Below are 14,901 nucleotides of genomic sequence, written 5' to 3' on the forward strand. Positions count from 1 at the left end.
TCGGAACACGGAAGAAAGCTGAGAAAAGCGGCGAAATTGAGTTTGAGGGCCGCAGGCACTCCACAACGGGAGCGGAGCTCGTGAGCGTCGAACCGCCGTCGTCCGGCCGTCCCGCCGGCCCACCCTCCGGCCCGCTGTCGGGACCGCCCGAGCCGCCCCCGGGACCGCCCTCCCAGCCGCCCGGTGGGGGAGCCGAGTCCCCCGGGCCACGCCCGCCATGGTGGCGTTCTGCACCCCGGATCGCCGTGCTCGCCGCCGTCGTGGTGGCCGCCGTGGTCGTCGCCGTCGTCCTGACCCGTCCCGACGGCGGGGGCACCGGCTCGCAGGGCGAGGTCTTCCTCCAGCCCGCGGGCAGCACGGGACCCGACCCTTTCACCGAGTCCACCGCGACGGACAGCTCCGCCCCGCCGGCCACGCCGAGTCCGGCGACCGGATCGGCGCAGCCGAACGCCGTACGGGGCGTGGCCGGCGGCGCCCCCGGGCTCTACGGCGGCACCCGCAACGTCGCCACCTGCGACGTGGAGAAACAGATCAGGTTCCTCCAGGCGGACGAGGCCAAGAACAGGGCCTTCGCCTCGGTGGCCGGCGTCGCCCCGTCCCAGGTCCCGGCCCATCTGCGCTCGCTCACCCCCGTACAGCTCCGTATGGACACCCGCGTCACCAACCACGGCTACCGCGCCGGTGCCGCCACCAGCTACCAGGCCGTCCTGCAGGCGGGTACGGCGGTCCTCGTCGACGACCGCGGGGTGCCCCGCGTGCGGTGCGCCTGCGGAAACCCGCTGACCCCGCCGGTCGCCCAGCGGACCACGCCGAAACCGACCGGCGAGGCCTGGCCGTCGTATCGCTCCTCGAACGTCGTCACGGTCGCCCCCGCGCCGAAGGCCGTCGACGTCTTCGTCCTCTACGACCCCGACCGCGGCGAGTGGATCGCCCGCCGGCCCGGCGACACGGGTGAGAAGGACAGGAGGACCGAGCCGCCGGCGAGCCGGCCCACACCCTCGCCCACCCCGTCCACACCGGCGTCACCGGCCCCGGACTCTCCGCCCTCGCCGTCCCCGAGGCCCCGGACGCCCACGCCGGAGCCGCCGGCCCCGCAGCCGGAGAGCCCTCAGTCCCCGAGGTCCCCCGAACCGCCGGAATCCCCTGAGCCCCCTGGGTCCCCTGAGACCCCCGAGTCCCCTGCGCCCTCGCCGCCGCAGCCCCCGCTCGCATCCGGGCCGACCGCCCGGTCGTCGTTCACGGACCGTGTTCCCGAGGCGCCCGCTCCCGCTCCGGCAGTGTGACGCGTCCTGCACTATGGACTGCGGCGCCCGGCTCGGGGTACGAGGACTGGTGCAGCAACGTCCGGCACGGCCGGCTTCGGAGAGAGACACACGCATGATCGAGTACCGGGACGGGGCCGTCGTACCGACTGGTTTCGACGTGCCCGTGGAACCGCTGCGGCGGGCGGCGCACTACACCGGCGAGCCGGGATGCATCGCCGAGGCACGCTCCCTCGCCGCACTCTTCCTCGAGCAGCTCAGGACCGAGTGGTGCGCCGAGATCGGCTCCCGCGCCGAACAGTCGGTGCTCCTCGTCGTCAGCGAGCTCGTGACGAACGCGGACCGGCACAGCAACGGTCCGTACATCCTGGAGCTGGAGGGCACGGACAGCTCCATGACGGTGTGCGTCTGCGACAGCAGCGCCGCACTGCCCCTGCGGTTTCCCCGCGATCCCGCACGGGTCGGCAGGCACGGTCTGGAGATAGTCCATGCGCTGGCGACGAAGGTGACCGTCGAACGGGTGCCGGTCGGCAAGCGGGTGAGCGCCGTCGTCGAGCTGAGCGGCTGAGCGAGCCCCCGGACGCTGTGTCGTGACGCCGGAGTCAGGCGCAGTCGAGCTCTCCGAGCATGCCCCGCCGCAGCCGTACGATGATCCGCTTGAGCAGCCGGGAGACATGCATCTGCGAGCAGCCGAGCCGCTCGCCGATCTCGGCCTGGGTGGCCTCCTCCACAAACCTCAGGTGCAGGATCTGCCGGTCGCGTTCGTCCAGCTCGGCCATGAGCGGGGCGAGCGACTGGAAGTCCTCGACCAGCCGCAGCCCGTGCTCCTCGACGCCGATGTAGTCGGCGAGCACGGCCTCGCCGTGCTCGGGTCCGTCGCCGGTGAGCGCGGCGTCCAGCGACGCGGAGTTGTAGCCGTTGGCGGCGAGCTGACCCTCCACCACCTCGTCCTCGGAGATGTCCATCAGCGTGGCGAGCTCCGCCACCGTCGGTTCGCGGTCCAGACGGCTGGAGAGCTCCTCACGCGCCTTGGCCAGTTCCACCCGCAGCTCCTGCAGGCGACGTGGGACGTGCACCGCCCATGTCGTGTCGCGGAAGAACCGCTTGATCTCGCCCATGATGTACGGCAGCGCGAACGACGTGAACTCGACCTCGCGGGCCGGGTCGAACCGGTCGATGGCCTTGATCAGGCCGATCATCCCGGTCTGGACGATGTCCTCCATGTCGTCGCCGCGGTTGCGGAACCGCCCGGCGGCGAACCGCACCAGCGAGATGTTCATCTCGATCAGCGTGTTGCGCGCGTACTGGTAAGCGTGCGTGCCCTCCTCGAGAGCCGCCATCCGCTCGAAGAACTGGCGGGACAACTCGCGCGCGTCGCGCGGAGCCACGGTCCTGGGGTCCACGATCACGGCGGTGTCCATTGCCTCTCCCACGAAAGTTCCGGTGCGACGGCTGCCTCTTCGGGCGGGTACCCGGGGCGTGGCGGGTCATGCGCCGTCAATTGCCGGAACGGGTCGCGGAGATGAGCTCGTGGAGGTATCGCTTGGTGACGCTGCCGCCGTGATACGTGTCGATCAACTCCCGGATGCACCCGAGCAGGCCGTGCCGAGCGCGGTCGTCGAGTGCGCGGTGGCCCGAGTAGGTGAGCAGCACATCGATGTACTGGTCGGCGGAGTACGTGATCTCCTGGGCGTGACGTGTCACGGTGATGTGCTCGAAGCGCGCGGACCGGGTCAACTCATCCGTGTCCGAGGCGGTTTCGGTCTCGTCGAGCAGCCGCAGGCCGGGTGGGGTGGACGGATCCCAGCGCTCGTAGCAGCGCTGGGCCCGGGCGAAGAAGTCCGCGCTGCCGCCGGCCACATGGTGGGTGGTGACGAGGGCGAGACATCCTCCGGGGCCAGGACGTCCGCCGCCTTCTGCATGCGGACGACGGGGTCGATCCAGTGGAACGCGGTCGCGCTCACCATCACGTCGTACGGCTCCTGCGGTGGCTCCCAGCGTTCGAACTCCGCCACCTCCACGTCCACCAGCGGAAACCCCCGCAGCCGACGCCGGGCCACGGCCGCCAGGGCGGGCCCCAGCTCCACGGCCGTGATCCGGCAGCCGAACGCGGCGAGGGAGACGGTGAGTTGGCCGGTTCCGGGCCCTACTTCCAGGACCCGGTCGGCCGGTCCCAGGCCTGTCACCCGGGCCAAGTCCTCGACCAGGGCGTCGGGATACCGCGGCCGTGCCCTGTCGTACAGCTCCGCGGCCTCGTTGAACGTGTCCCGCAGCACGGCACCGCATCCCTTCCCCTCGGATCCCCTCGGATCCTCGGCCAGTCTCTCCCGGGCAGACACCGGGCGGGGTGTTTCGTCCGATTCCACCGAGGGCGGAACGCCGGGGACTTCCCGTGGCGGCGGGTGCTCCTAGGCTGAAGAGGTGAGCAACCAAGCGCCGAACGAAGCCCGCGTCATTCCGCTGCGCCCGCCCGCCGCGCGCCCCGGGACGGCCCGCCCAGCGTCCGAACGCCCCGCCGGTTCGCCGCCCCGGCCCGGACCGGCTCCGCACGAGCCGCTTCGGCAGGCACCCACTCCGCACGAGCCGCTTCGCTCTGCCCCCGCTCCCAAGGAACCGCTCTGGCGGAACCTCGTCGGTGACGTGCTGCGCCGTGAGCGTCTCGCGCAGGAACGCACGCTCAAGGACGTGGCCGACGCGGCGCGGATCTCCATGCCGTACCTGTCGGAGGTGGAGCGCGGCCGCAAGGAGGCCTCCTCGGAGGTCCTCGCGGCCGCCGCCCACGCCCTCGGCCTGGGCCTCGGTGACCTGCTGTCACTGGCGCAGAGCGAGCTCACGCGACACGCCGACCGCAGTCGCGGCAGGGCCGGTTCGCCGTACGACGGATTCTGCCTGGCAGCGTGAGGACGCGCCGGCGCCTCAGACCCTCACGAGGCGCCGGCTCACCACCTCGTCGGCCAAGCCGTACGCCACGGCCTCCTGCGCGGTGAACACCTTGTCGCGGTCCATGTCCGCGCGCAGTGTCGCGATGTCGTGGTGCGTGTGCCGGGCCAGCACCTCCTCGACCTGCGAGCGGATGCGGACCATCTCCTGGGCCTGGAGGGCGAGATCGGAGATCATGCCCCGGCTGCCGCCGCTGGCCGGCTGACCGAGCAGCACGCGCGCGTGCTCCAGCACGAACCGCCGGCCAGGATCCCCGCCGGCCAGCAGCACGGCTGCCGTGGAGGCCGCCTGGCCGACGCAGAACGTCGAGATCGGCGCCTGCACGAACGTCATCGTGTCGTAGATCGCCATGAGCGAGGTGAACGAGCCGCCGGGGGAGTTGATGTAGATCGCGATCTCGTTCTCCGGCGCCGCCGACTCCAGATGGAGGAGTTGCGCGATGACGACATTGGCGACGCCGTCGTCGATCTCGGTGCCGAGAAAGATGATCCGCTCCGACAGCAGCCGGCTGAACACGTCGTACGACCGCTCGCCCTGCGGGGTGCGCTCGACGACGTTCGGAATCGTGTAAGTCCCCATGTCACAGCCCCATCCGTCGCCGGGTGGCCGCCGGGCGGACGTCGGTGAACGACTCCACGACCCGGTCCACCATGCCGTAGTCCCTGGCCTCCTCGGCCGTGAACCAGCGGTCGCGGTCGCCGTCCCGGGAGATGGTCTCCGGGCTCTGGCCGGTGTGCTCCGCGGTGATCTGCTCGATCGTCCGCTTGGTGAACGCCAGGTTGTCCGCCTGGATCTCGATGTCGGCGGTGGTGCCGCCGATGCCCGCGGACGGCTGGTGCATCATGATCCGCGCGTGGGGCAGCGCGTACCGCTTGCCGGGCGTTCCCACGCTGAGCAGGAACTGCCCCATGCTGGCCGCGAACCCCATCGCGAGCGTGGCGACGTCGTTGGGGATCAGCCGCATCGTGTCGTAGATGGCGAGCCCCGCGTGCACCGAGCCGCCCGGGCTGTTGATGAACAGGCTGATGTCGGTGCGCGGGTCCTCCGCCGACAGGATCAGCAACTGCGCGCAGACCCGGTTCGCGGAGACCTCGTCGACCTGGGTGCCGAGCAGGACGATCCGCTGCCCGAGCAGCTGGGCGGCCAGATGGTCGTCGAACCGGGTGGGCGGGGTGTCGCCCTCCTCGGCCCGGGGCGGCAGGGCGGTGAGTGGAGACATCGGCGCTCCTTGTCGTCGTTGTCGTGAGGCGGCCGGCATCGCCGCGATCCCCACTCTGGGCCGGGAACAGGCACCGCAGGGGTTTTCTCTGCCCGCGGCAGATTCGCCACGGGCAGAGCGGTCAGCCGCCGCCGGAGGCTGAGAAGCATCCATGTCAGATCGAGCGCCAAGCCCTTCGGCCGGCGACCGAAGTCTCATCCGCGTTCGCGGAGGTACGCCTCCAGCTCGGCAGCCCCGGTCAGCATCGCCCGCCCGCGGGCGGACAGCCGGCCGCGCCAGTCGCACAGTGCGGCCTGAAGCGGCTCCAGCCCGCCGGCCGCCCGCACCTGGGTGATCAGCGGGGCGATCTGCTCCAGCAGGTAGCCGCCCCGCCTGAGCTGGTGGGCCAGCCGGGCGTCCCGTACGTCGGCCTCGTCGTAGACGCGGTACCCGGTCCGCGGGTCGCGGCGCGGGCGCACCAGCCCGGCGCGCTCCCATTTGCGCAGCGTCGCCGGCCGGATTCCGAGCTTGCCTGCCAGCGGCCCGATGAACGTGCCGCCGGGCCCGGACACCGCAGCCGGCTCGGACCCCGCCCCGGGCTCGGGCGCCGTGGTGGGCTCCAGGTCGCGCAGGGCGCTCTCCACGGCCTGGAGGGTCCGCCGGTCGTCGAGGAGCTGGGCGTGGCTCTCGTCGATGAGGCGGAACGCGTCCTCGGCCGCGCCCTGGTTCACGGCCCGCATGATCGACGTCGCCGTCCGGTGGCCGTGGCCGGGCACCAGGGCCAGAAACGCGCGCAGGGCCCCCGCGTGCAGCGAGGTATAGGTGCGGTAGCCGTGGGGTGTGCGACCGGCGGCCGGAAGGATGCCGGCCTCCTCGTAGTTCCTGATCGCCTGCGTGGACAGACCGTGCCCGCGCGCCAGATCAACCGGCCTGAGTCGCTCACCGTTTTGAAGGTTTCGTCCCATGAGCCTGCCGATATCGCGGAGAAGTTTCAACCGAAGGTTCAACGATACCGTTGATGGCATGGCTACTGACATCAAGGGCATCGCCCATGCCGTCGAGGCTGCCGCTGTCATGAGACTGCTCCCGGCCCGCCCCCGGCTGCTCGCGCTGGGCGAGCCCACCCACCGCGAGGACACTCTGCTCGAGGTGCGCAACGAGCTCTTCCGGCAGCTCGTCGAGCAGGAGGGCTACCGGACGATCGCGATCGAGAGCGACTGCATGAGGGGCCTGGTCGTGGACGACTACGTCACCTCGGGCAAGGGCACCCTCGACGAAGTCATGGAGCAGGGAATCAGCCACGGCTGGGGCACCTCCGCGGCCAACCGCGAGCTCGTGCGCTGGATGCGCGCCTACAACGTCCGCGCCGACAACGACGGCCGGCCCGCGTCCGATCGGCTCCGCTTCACCGGTTTCGACGGCCCGCTGGAAATCACCCACGCCGCGAGCCCCCGGCAGGCCCTCACCGCACTCCACGGCTACCTCACGGCCCGGGTGGACGCGGACCTGCTCCCCTGCACCGCGGAAACACTCGACCGCCTGCTCGGCACCGACGACCGGTGGACCAATCCCGCCGCGATGATGGACCCGGTCCAGTCCGTGGGGCAGTCGGCCGAGGCCGGTCAGCTGCGGCTGCTCACCGACGATCTGGTGGCGCTGCTCGACGCGCAGACGCCCCACCTGATCACGGCGACCTCGCGGGACGACTTCGACCGGGCGCGCCTGTACGGGCGCACCGCCACCGGCCTGCTGCGCTACCACTACTGGATGGCCGACCCCTCACCGGCCCGCATGACCCGGCTGTGCGCGCTGCGGGACTTGATGATGGCCCACAACCTCCTCGCCGTTGCCGCTCGGGGCCCGGCACTCGTCCACGCCCACAACTCCCATCTCCAGCGGGAGAAGAGCACGATGCAGATGTGGGAGGGGCCGGCGGAGTGGTGGAGCGCCGGCGCGCTGGTGAGCGCCCAGCTCGGCGAGGGGTACGCCTTCGTGGCCACCGCCCTCGGCACGATCCGGCACCAGGGAGTGGACACCCCGCCCCCGGACTCCCTCGAAGGACTCCTGTACGCGCTCCCGGAGGACCGCTACCTCATCGACGCGTCCCAGCTGGCCACCACCCTCGGCGACACACGGCCCGCGCCCCGCGTATCCCCTTGGTTCGGCTACTCCCCGCTCGACCCGGCCCACCTGGCGGACAGCGACGGCATCGTGTTCGTCAAGGACGTCCCGCAGAGCTAGGGCCTGTCCGGCGGATCATGCCGCAGACGCGGGTTCTGGCACGCCCATCTGCGGCGTTGTCGTCGGTTGCCGACTCCCCCACTCTCGGCTTCGCTCGAGCAGGGGGACCCCCATCGCGTCGACGCCCTCCTCCGCCTTGCAGCTGGACGCACCAGAACCCGCTCACCCACGCAAGCCCCCGTCACCAACGTCCCGGGACAACACACCTAGCGCCACCATCAGCAGTCCGGCCTGTCGGGCGCCTCGGATGCCGTCGGCGGGCGAGGATGTCATGGCCGCGATGCTGTGCCGGGGCGGTGCAGGGGCCACCTGGATCGATCAGCGGCCGGCCGATGAGTTCCAGGGCGAGGACCGGTCGATACAGGTGACCGCGTTCCGCGCCCCCAGGAGGTACTCATGGCCACCGACGGATTCACCACGTGTCTCTGGTTCGACGACCAGGCCGAGGAAGCCGCCCACTACTACGTCTCGATCTTCAAGAACTCCAGCGTCGGCAAGGTCGCCCGCTACCCCGAGGGTGCCCCTCGCCCCGCCGGCACCGTGCTGACCGTGGAATTCACGGCCAACGGTCACAAGTTCCTGGCGCTCAACGGCGGCCCCGAGTTCAAGTTCACCGAGGCGATCTCCTTCATGATCTTCTGCGAGAACCAGGAGGAGATCGACTACTACTGGACCAAGCTCACCGAGAACGGCGGCGAGCCCGGCCCCTGCGGCTGGCTCAAGGACAAGTACGGGGTGTCCTGGCAGGTCGTCCCGGACAGCCTCGACGACATGATGAGCGATCCGGACCCGGCGAAGGCGGCACGTGCGACCCAGGCGATGCTGTCGATGCACAAGCTCGACATCGCCGCCCTGGAGAAGGCGTACGCGGGCAAGTAGGGCACACCTCGCGGTGACCGGCCGCCACGGACCCGGCGGCCGGACGCCCTACCCGGCCTCGGCCAGGATCTCCTTGATCACATGCCGGGAGTTCGCCGCCAGCGGAGGATTGGTCTCCCAGTAGTACGGCAGCTGGATCAGCGAGATCGACAACGCCCAGCCACGCCCGCGCGCCCACTCGGAGTCGTCGACACCCAGAGCGTCACGGAAGACGGGGCGGGCCGAGGCGGGCAGGAGATTCCAGGCCGCGATCAGATCGACTGCGGGATCTCCCACGCCCACCGTGCCGAAGTCGATCACGGCGGTCAGCCGTCCCCCGGTGACCAGGACGTTCCCCGGCGACAGGTCGCCGTGCACCCAGACGGGCGGCCCCGACCGCGCCGGGACCCGCAGGTCCTCCTCCCACAGCGCCGTCAGCGCGGCCGTGTCCGTCCTTCCCGCCAGCTGCTCGATGGCCGACCGGGTCGGCGCGTCCCGGGTGGCGAGCGGGACGCCCCGCGAGGCGGGCGGCCCGTCCACGGGGTCGATCCGGCGCAGTGCACCGACGAACTCGGCCAGGTCCTTGGCGAGCAACTCCGGCTCCTGGAGCGCTTCGACGGCCGGATTGCGCCCCTCCAGCCACCGGTACACCGACCAGGGCCACGCAAACCCCGCACCAGGCTCGCCCTGCCCCACCGGCTCGGGCGTGTCGAGGGGCAGCAGCGGCCCCAGCCGGGGGAGCCACCGCATCTCGTGCTCCACTCCCTCGACGGCACGGGGATGCCGCGGCAGCCGCACCACCAGATCGGCGCCGAGCCGGAACATCGCGTTCTCGGTGCCCGACGACTGCAGCCGGCGCACGGGCAGCCGAGCCCACTGCGGGAACTGACCGGCGATCAGTCGGCGGACCAGTGAGGCGTCGACCTCGACCTCGTCCGTATGCATCTTGACGGCACACATGAGGTCCATCCCAGCGGCCCGGCCCCGCCTTTGTCGAACGGTTTTGACGCCGGGTCAGCCGGAGCGGATCCCTTCGTCCACCACCCGCGCGATCTCCCGTGCGATGCGCAGGATGCCGGGCGAGCGCACCGGGCACGGTTTCGGAGTGGACGTCGTGGGCGCCAGACAGAAGTGCAGGTAGTCGTCGTCGCGGTGGAGGGCGGTACGGTCACTGCCCGGCTGGGTGCAGTAGTCGGGGTGGGCGCGCTCGTACGCGGTGCACGGCAGGTACTGGGTCCAGGTGTGGCGGGCCGATGCGGGGCTCACCGCCCGCCCCGCGTCGGCGACCAGGTCGGCGGAGGCCGCGGCCCGTTCCTCGTAGAGGGCGTTCACGCGCCGGACCCGGTCGGGGGTGATCGGGTCCGGGCCCTGCAGCACCCAGACGATCCGCGGGCGCCGGGTACCGCCGGCCGCGGTGATCTGCTCGGTGAGCCGGCGCGCGTCGGCGGCGTACCGCTCGAAGTACCGGGCGCGGGAGGCGTCGTAGGTGATCCCGTCCATGCACGGTGTGTAGCCCCAGGCGTTTCCCCAGAACTGCAGCACCACGAAGTCCGGCCGCACCGAGCGCACCAGGGCGGCGGCCTTGTCGGCGTCCGGCACGAGGGACCGCTCGCCCGTGCCCTCGAGGTAGTCGCACAGGGTGGTGCCCGAGTACGGGGCGCTGGTGTATCGCGCTCCCAGGTCCCGGCGCAGTTCCCGGCCGAGGACCTTCTGGTTCTCCATCGCCAGCGAGTCCCCGAGATACAGCACCGTGGGCGCCTTCCGGGGCGCGGTGGGGGAGGCGGCGGCCCCCTGGTGCGTGGTGGGCGAGGCACCGGGTACGGAGGGCGCCGGCGGTGCGCCGTCCGGCCCGGACGCCGGATCCCCGCAGGCGCCGAGGAGCGTCACGCCGACCATCAGCAGACCGGCCACCCACCGCCTGTGCATACGGCCACCCCCACCCCGCCACCGACAGGGCTGCCCAGGCAAGCACACCCCGGCGGCAGGGGGAAGACACGCGTCGGCCACGGGAGCCGCGGACGCCCGCCCGTGCCGTACGTGTGTGCGGGATCGTCCACCGGTGTTGGCGTGTTGGTCATATGGTGTCTCTACGGTGCCCGCCATGAGAAGAACTTCGATCTTGCTCGGCGCCGCTGTCCTGACCGTGGCGCTGGCCTCCCCCGCTGCGGCCCGAAGCGGCCACCCGGACGGGGACTTCGGGCGGGCCACGCTCACCGGGTTCGCCTCCCTGCCGGCCGAGACCTACGTTCCCGACAGCGAGCCGTCCGGCTCGCTCATCGGCGCCGGCCCGTTCAACGGCATCGCCGCGCCGTTCGCGGACCAGCCCGTCCAGGGCTTCAGCGGCATCGTCAACCGCCACGACGGCACCTTCGACGTGCTGTCCGACAACGGTTACGGCAACAAGGCCAACAGCGCTGACTACCTGCTGCGCGTCCACCGCATCCAGCCGGACGCGAAGTCCGGGAAGGTCAGGGTGCTGGGCGGCTTCGACCTGAGCGACCCCCACCACAAGGTGCCGTTCCCGCTCACCCGTGCCGACCGGCTGCTGACCGGCGCCGACTTCGACGTCGAGTCGATCGTGCGGGTCGCCGACGGCACGTACTGGATGGGCGACGAGTTCGGCCCGTTCCTGCTCCACTTCGACGCCAAGGGCCGTCTCCTGGAAGCTCCCATTGCGCTGGACGGAGTGCAGGCGCCGGAGAACCCGTACCTGAACGGTGCACAGCCGACCATCGGCGGCAGCAAGGGCTTCGAGGGCCTGGTCCGCTCGGTCGACGGCCGCCGCCTCTACCCGCTCCTGGAAGGCAGCGTCACCGGCGACACGCCCGGCGACCTGCGGTTCAGTGAGTTCGACCTGCGTCAGCGCGCCTACACCGGCAAGCGGTTCGTCTACCGCCTGGAGTCGACCGCGCACGCCATCGGCGACGCCGTTGCCGTCGACCGTCACCGCTTCCTGGTCATCGAGCGCGACGGCGGCCAGGGCGACGCGGCCAAGTTCAAGCGGATCTACCTCGCCGACACCCGTGACCGCGACGACGACGGGGTGATGGACAAGACCCTGGTGGCCGATCTGCTCGACATCGCCGATCCCAAGGGCGTCGGCGGCTTCGGCGAGACCTTCCGGTTCCCGTTCACCACCATCGAGGACGTCGTCCTCCTGAACGACCGGACGCTGGCCGTCCTGAACGACAACAACTTCCCCTTCTCGTCCGGCCGTACGCCGGGCAAGGCCGACAACAACGAGTTCATCACCATCCGGCTGACGGACCGTCTGCACGCCGACCCGCGCGCGTTCCGCTGAGACACGCGCGGGGGCCCGGAGACCGGGCCCCCGCGCCGGGTCGCACGCGGCCAGGCCCCGTGGCTTCAGGCCAGGTCGTTCACCAGCACTGCCGCCCCGTCGAAACGGCCCGCCTTCAGATCGGTGAGGGCCCGCGCCGCCTCCGACAGCGGGTAGGCGTGCGTGGTGGCGCGCACCCCGTGACGGGCGGCGAGCGCCAGGAACTCCCTGGCGTCCTCGCGCGTGTTGGAGGTGACGCTGCGCAGCTCCTTCTCGTAGAACAGCTCGCTCTCGTAGCGCAGCGGTGGCACGTCGCTCAGATGGATACCGGCGATCGCCAGCACCCCGCCCCGGTCCAGCGCCCTCAGCGCCACGGGGACCAGGTCGCCGACCGGGGCGAAGAGGATCGCACTGTCCAACGGCTCCGGCGGCAGGTCGTACGCGTCCCGTGCCGAGGCGGCCCCCAGCTCCAGCGCGAGCCGTCGCGCTGCGGCGGCCCGGGTCAGGACGTGCACCCTGGCGCCCTCGGCCAGGGCGATCTGCGCACACAGGTGGGCGCTGCCCCCGAACCCGTACAGACCGAGTCGTCCGCCCGGCGGCAGCGCGGCCCGGCGCAGCGCCCGGTAGCCGATGATGCCGGCGCACAGCAGGGGCGCCGCCGCCACCTCGTCGAGGCCGCCGGGCAGCCGGTGAGCGAACGCGGCCGGAACGGTCGTGTACGGCGCGTAACCGCCGTCGGCGTCCCAGCCCGTGTACTGCGACGCCGGGCACAGGTTCTCGGCGCCGCGCGTGCAGTGGACACAACTGCCGTCGGTGCGGCGCAGCCAGGCCACGCCCACCCGCTCGCCGACGGGGAAACCCCGCGCCGACGCCCCGAACCCGGCCACCACGCCGACCACCTCGTGCCCGGGCGTGACCCCCGGCCGGTGCACCGGCAGATCCCCCTCGGCCACATGCAGGTCGGTACGGCACACCCCGCAGGCCCGCACATGCACCAGCAGCTCATCGTCCCCGGGCACCGGCACCGGCTTCCCCAGCAGCCTCAGGGAGCCCTCCTCCACGGGCCCCGGCGCCACCACCGACCATGCCCGCATCGTCCCGTTCGCCATCCCGCGCCCCGCTTCGCCGGCCCCCACCCGCCTTCCGCCCTCCAGTCTGGAACGGAAGGGCACGTTCGGCGCGCGGGCCGCCCTTCGGATGACTAGCGTGAGGAAGCGGACAACCCCACCGATCCCGGAAGGGCCGCAGCCATGGCCGTGAAACCTGAGGGAATGCCCTGCTGGGCCGACGCGATGTTCACGGACGTCGAGGGAGCCAAGACCTTCTACGGCGAGGTTCTCGGCTGGACCTTCGGCGAGACGTCGTCGGAGTACGGCAACTACACCCAGGCCTACGTGAACGGCAAGGCGGTCGCCGCCGTCGTACCGCCCATGCCCGGCCAGGAGGAACAGCCGCAGTGGTGCCTCTACTTCGCCTCGCCGGACGCCGCCGCCACCGCGGGCAGGATCCGCGACAACGGTGGTGAGCTGGTGATGGACCCGATGCAGGTCGGCGACTTCGGCACCATGTGCCTGGCCCGAGACCCGGGCGGCGTCGTGTTCGGTGTGTGGCAGGCGGGCAGCCACGAGGGGTTCGAGGCGCCCATGGAACAGCCGGGCGCGTTCTGCTGGGCCGAGGTCTTCACCCGCGATCCGGAGAAATCGGACGCGTTCTTCCCCGCCGTGTTCCCGTACACGGCGCAGCAGATGGACGACAACGGCATCGACTTCCGGATCTTCAACCTCAGCGGGAACCCGGTCCTGGGCCGGATGAAGATGACCGAGGACTTCCCGCCCGACGTGCCGCCGTACATCAACCTCTACTTCGGCGTCACCCACTGCGACGACGCCGTCGCCACGGCCACCAAGCTCGGCGGCATCCTGCGCTTCGGGCCGATGGACAGCCCCTTCGGGCGTTTTGCCGCGCTGAGCGACCCACAGGGCGCGAGCTTCTCGGTGATCGACACCACGACGACCGAGGGTGAGATGCCGAAGCTCACCGACGTCTCCTGACCGGCTCCGGCGCCCGGCCCGTGCATGGCATGATCGGACCATGGGTGAACGAGTGGTGGCCGCGTGCGACGGGGCTTCGAAGGGAAATCCCGGACCGGCGGGCTGGGCCTGGGTCGTCGCCGACGAGAGCGAGACCCCGACCCGCTGGGAGGCGGGGCCGCTCGGCAGGGCCACCAACAACGTCGCCGAACTCACCGCTCTGGAGCGGCTGTTGGCGGCGACCGACCCCGGAGTGCCGCTCGAGATCCGGATGGACTCGCAGTACGCCATGAAGGCCGTCACCACCTGGCTGCCCGGCTGGAAGCGCAACGGCTGGAAGACCTCCGCCGGCAAGCCGGTCGCCAACCAGGACCTGGTGGTGCGCATCGACGAGCTGCTCGACGGCCGCTCGGTCGAGTTCCGCTACGTGCCCGCCCACCAGGTCGACGGCGACCCGCTGAACGACTTCGCCGACCGCGCCGCCAGCCAGGCGGCGACCGTGCAGGAACCCGCGGGCAGCGGCCTCGGCTCACCGGAGCCGCCGCCCGCGCCGGACGTCCCGCCGACCGCGCCGCGCCGCCGGTCCGCGACGGCCAAGCCACGCTCCGGCTCCGCCCGCACGCTCAAGGCCAGGTTCCCGGGCCGCTGCGTCTGCGGCCGGCCCTACGCGACCGGCGACCCCATCGCCAAGAACGCCCAGGGCTGGGGCCACCCGGAGTGCCGGGCGGTCGACGCCTGAGCGCTCCGCTGGATGCGCGGTGCTTGAGCTGCAGGCCGGTGGAGCCTGATCGCTCCTCCACTCTCGGCTTCGCTCGAGCGGGGGGTCCCCCGCTCATGGGGTTCCCCATCGCGGCGGAGCCGCATATCGATGCAGGCCCGCGCCCCTTCGGGGTGCCGGCGAATCGCACCGGACTTCCAGGGTCGTCAGGGCCGGTGTCGTCGACCTTCGTTTGCGGTGTCACAGATCGGGTGGCCGCCCGGTCATAGTTACGGATCAATCCGTTCAGTGCCGTGATGAGAAAGGTCGATCATCATGAGGGGTACCGGTCGGGGGCCAGTCTCATGGGCACGCTGTGGCTTCAGCGGGGGCCA

Annotated in this window: 15 protein-coding genes and 1 pseudogene; 8 read left to right on the top strand and 8 right to left on the bottom strand. The window is 71.5% G+C overall.

Going from position 1 to position 14,901, the window contains the following annotated elements; translation table 11 throughout:
• Positions 1-80 precede the first annotated feature (80 nt).
• Together ACFV7R_RS31750 and ACFV7R_RS31755 are read left to right on the top strand one after the other, a co-directional pair.
• The gene (locus ACFV7R_RS31750) at positions 81-1,283 is read left to right on the top strand and encodes a DUF6777 domain-containing protein (protein ID WP_385269597.1); all 1,203 of its coding nucleotides are present in this window, start codon (positions 81-83) and stop codon (positions 1,281-1,283) included.
• Positions 1,284-1,377: 94 nt separating this feature from the next.
• Positions 1,378-1,830 (top strand): ATP-binding protein, encoded by a 453-nt coding sequence (locus ACFV7R_RS31755; protein WP_385269598.1) that lies wholly within the window; start codon positions 1,378-1,380, stop codon positions 1,828-1,830.
• 34 nt (positions 1,831-1,864) lie between these two features.
• Here ACFV7R_RS31755 and ACFV7R_RS31760 read toward each other — a convergent pair whose 3' ends face one another.
• Both ACFV7R_RS31760 and ACFV7R_RS31765 read right to left on the bottom strand, forming a co-directional pair.
• On the bottom strand, positions 1,865-2,683 hold the full coding sequence (locus ACFV7R_RS31760; RefSeq protein ID WP_129797746.1) for an RNA polymerase sigma factor SigF: 819 nt from the start codon (positions 2,681-2,683) through the stop codon (positions 1,865-1,867).
• Positions 2,684-2,759: 76 nt separating this feature from the next.
• A pseudogene (locus ACFV7R_RS31765) lies at positions 2,760-3,538 on the bottom strand (class I SAM-dependent methyltransferase).
• 145 nt (positions 3,539-3,683) lie between these two features.
• Between ACFV7R_RS31765 and ACFV7R_RS31770 the strand changes: the two are divergent.
• Positions 3,684-4,163: a helix-turn-helix domain-containing protein gene (locus tag ACFV7R_RS31770; RefSeq protein ID WP_385269600.1), complete on the top strand. Its 480-nt coding sequence runs from the start codon at positions 3,684-3,686 to the stop codon at positions 4,161-4,163.
• A 15-nt stretch (positions 4,164-4,178) separates the two neighbouring features.
• Here the strand turns inward: ACFV7R_RS31770 and ACFV7R_RS31775 are convergent, their stop codons facing one another.
• The 3 genes from ACFV7R_RS31775 to ACFV7R_RS31785 all read right to left on the bottom strand — a co-directional run bounded on the left by ACFV7R_RS31775 (position 4,179) and on the right by ACFV7R_RS31785 (position 6,365).
• Positions 4,179-4,781 (bottom strand): ClpP family protease, encoded by a 603-nt coding sequence (locus ACFV7R_RS31775; protein WP_385269602.1) that lies wholly within the window; start codon positions 4,779-4,781, stop codon positions 4,179-4,181.
• A 1-nt stretch (position 4,782) separates the two neighbouring features.
• Positions 4,783-5,421, bottom strand: a complete 639-nt coding sequence (locus tag ACFV7R_RS31780; protein WP_129797750.1) for an ATP-dependent Clp protease proteolytic subunit — start codon at positions 5,419-5,421, stop codon at positions 4,783-4,785.
• A gap of 194 nt (positions 5,422-5,615) precedes the next feature.
• Complete coding sequence (locus tag ACFV7R_RS31785) at positions 5,616-6,365, bottom strand: TioE family transcriptional regulator (RefSeq protein ID WP_385269604.1); 750 nt, start codon at positions 6,363-6,365, stop codon at positions 5,616-5,618.
• A gap of 58 nt (positions 6,366-6,423) precedes the next feature.
• On the opposite strand from ACFV7R_RS31785, the gene ACFV7R_RS31790 reads away from it, so the two are divergent.
• Entirely contained in the window at positions 6,424-7,641 is a 1,218-nt protein-coding gene (locus ACFV7R_RS31790) for an erythromycin esterase family protein (RefSeq protein ID WP_385269606.1), read from the top strand.
• 396 nt (positions 7,642-8,037) lie between these two features.
• Positions 8,038-8,520, top strand: a complete 483-nt coding sequence (locus ACFV7R_RS31795) for a VOC family protein (protein WP_385269608.1) — start codon at positions 8,038-8,040, stop codon at positions 8,518-8,520.
• A 48-nt stretch (positions 8,521-8,568) separates the two neighbouring features.
• Here the strand turns inward: ACFV7R_RS31795 and ACFV7R_RS31800 are convergent, their stop codons facing one another.
• Together ACFV7R_RS31800 and ACFV7R_RS31805 are read right to left on the bottom strand one after the other, a co-directional pair.
• Entirely contained in the window at positions 8,569-9,444 is an 876-nt protein-coding gene (locus ACFV7R_RS31800) for an aminoglycoside phosphotransferase family protein (protein ID WP_385269610.1), read from the bottom strand.
• Positions 9,445-9,513: 69 nt separating this feature from the next.
• Positions 9,514-10,425, bottom strand: a complete 912-nt coding sequence (locus ACFV7R_RS31805; protein WP_385269612.1) for an SGNH/GDSL hydrolase family protein — start codon at positions 10,423-10,425, stop codon at positions 9,514-9,516.
• A gap of 175 nt (positions 10,426-10,600) precedes the next feature.
• Here ACFV7R_RS31805 and ACFV7R_RS31810 point away from each other — a divergent pair, with 175 nt between their 5' ends.
• A complete protein-coding gene (locus ACFV7R_RS31810) occupies positions 10,601-11,800 on the top strand; it encodes an esterase-like activity of phytase family protein (RefSeq protein WP_385269614.1) in 1,200 nt (399 codons plus the stop codon).
• A gap of 65 nt (positions 11,801-11,865) precedes the next feature.
• Here the strand turns inward: ACFV7R_RS31810 and ACFV7R_RS31815 are convergent, their stop codons facing one another.
• Complete coding sequence (locus tag ACFV7R_RS31815) at positions 11,866-12,873, bottom strand: zinc-binding alcohol dehydrogenase family protein (protein ID WP_385269715.1); 1,008 nt, start codon at positions 12,871-12,873, stop codon at positions 11,866-11,868.
• Positions 12,874-13,029: 156 nt separating this feature from the next.
• Between ACFV7R_RS31815 and ACFV7R_RS31820 the strand changes: the two genes are divergently transcribed.
• Both ACFV7R_RS31820 and ACFV7R_RS31825 read left to right on the top strand, forming a co-directional pair.
• A complete protein-coding gene (locus ACFV7R_RS31820; RefSeq protein WP_385269616.1) occupies positions 13,030-13,830 on the top strand; it encodes a VOC family protein in 801 nt (266 codons plus the stop codon).
• Positions 13,831-13,870: 40 nt separating this feature from the next.
• Complete coding sequence (locus ACFV7R_RS31825; protein WP_385269618.1) at positions 13,871-14,548, top strand: ribonuclease H; 678 nt, start codon at positions 13,871-13,873, stop codon at positions 14,546-14,548.
• The last annotated feature ends 353 nt before the right edge of the window (positions 14,549-14,901 follow it).

This window comes from Streptomyces sp. NPDC059866, from assembly GCF_042731325.1.
Lineage (GTDB): Bacteria > Actinomycetota > Actinomycetes > Streptomycetales > Streptomycetaceae > Streptomyces > Streptomyces flavusporus.

What these genes read in the sequence shown, in the direction of transcription:
- ACFV7R_RS31815 (WP_385269715.1), bottom strand. Translation starts at nt 12,873, where the DNA reads ATGCGGGCATGGTCGGTGGTGGCGCCGGGGCCCGTGGAGGAGGGCTCC.
- ACFV7R_RS31790 (WP_385269606.1), top strand. Translation starts at nt 6,424, where the DNA reads ATGGCTACTGACATCAAGGGCATCGCCCATGCCGTCGAGGCTGCCGCT.
- ACFV7R_RS31805 (WP_385269612.1), bottom strand. Translation starts at nt 10,425, where the DNA reads ATGCACAGGCGGTGGGTGGCCGGTCTGCTGATGGTCGGCGTGACGCTC.
- ACFV7R_RS31820 (WP_385269616.1), top strand. Translation starts at nt 13,030, where the DNA reads ATGGCCGTGAAACCTGAGGGAATGCCCTGCTGGGCCGACGCGATGTTC.
- ACFV7R_RS31785 (WP_385269604.1), bottom strand. Translation starts at nt 6,365, where the DNA reads ATGGGACGAAACCTTCAAAACGGTGAGCGACTCAGGCCGGTTGATCTG.
- ACFV7R_RS31810 (WP_385269614.1), top strand. Translation starts at nt 10,601, where the DNA reads ATGAGAAGAACTTCGATCTTGCTCGGCGCCGCTGTCCTGACCGTGGCG.
- ACFV7R_RS31775 (WP_385269602.1), bottom strand. Translation starts at nt 4,781, where the DNA reads ATGGGGACTTACACGATTCCGAACGTCGTCGAGCGCACCCCGCAGGGC.
- ACFV7R_RS31760 (WP_129797746.1), bottom strand. Translation starts at nt 2,683, where the DNA reads ATGGACACCGCCGTGATCGTGGACCCCAGGACCGTGGCTCCGCGCGAC.
- ACFV7R_RS31780 (WP_129797750.1), bottom strand. Translation starts at nt 5,421, where the DNA reads ATGTCTCCACTCACCGCCCTGCCGCCCCGGGCCGAGGAGGGCGACACC.
- ACFV7R_RS31825 (WP_385269618.1), top strand. Translation starts at nt 13,871, where the DNA reads ATGGGTGAACGAGTGGTGGCCGCGTGCGACGGGGCTTCGAAGGGAAAT.
- ACFV7R_RS31755 (WP_385269598.1), top strand. Translation starts at nt 1,378, where the DNA reads ATGATCGAGTACCGGGACGGGGCCGTCGTACCGACTGGTTTCGACGTG.
- ACFV7R_RS31800 (WP_385269610.1), bottom strand. Translation starts at nt 9,444, where the DNA reads ATGCATACGGACGAGGTCGAGGTCGACGCCTCACTGGTCCGCCGACTG.
- ACFV7R_RS31795 (WP_385269608.1), top strand. Translation starts at nt 8,038, where the DNA reads ATGGCCACCGACGGATTCACCACGTGTCTCTGGTTCGACGACCAGGCC.